Source organism: Streptomyces sp. UF-297, from assembly GCF_058245575.1.
This window is the reverse complement of sequence record NZ_JBSIBZ010000275.1, coordinates 1-337: the sequence shown is the minus strand read 5'-3', so window position 1 is coordinate 337 and position 337 is coordinate 1. Positions and strand designations below refer to the sequence as shown.

General features: G+C 73.3%; 1 protein-coding gene. It reads left to right on the top strand.

Features of this window, described 5'->3' with window-relative positions:
- A partial coding sequence (locus AC4IJH_RS43805) for a SpnB-like Rossmann fold domain-containing protein (RefSeq protein ID WP_490857615.1) occupies nt 1-337 on the top strand: 337 nt, incomplete at both ends.

Genomic DNA, 337 nt, shown 5'->3' with positions numbered 1-337 from the left:
GGCGACACGGACGGCGACGTGGCCGGGGCCGCCCGCCGGGCGACCGGCGAGGCTCTGGGCCTGGTGCAGGAGTGGCTCGCTGAAGAGCGCCTGGAGAACGCACAGTTGGCCGTGATCACCCGTGGTGGCGTGGCCGCCTCGGCGGGCGAGCGGGTGGCCGATCTGGCGGCGGCTTCCGTCTGGGGTTTGCTGCGCTCGGCGCAGTCGGAGAACCCCGGCCGGTTGGTTCTCGTGGACTTGCCCGCCACCTCCATCGACGACCAGGCCGTCTCGGTGCTGCCGTCTGTGGTGGGTGGTGGTGAGCCGGAGTTGGCGGTGCGGGGCAGGGTGGCGTTGG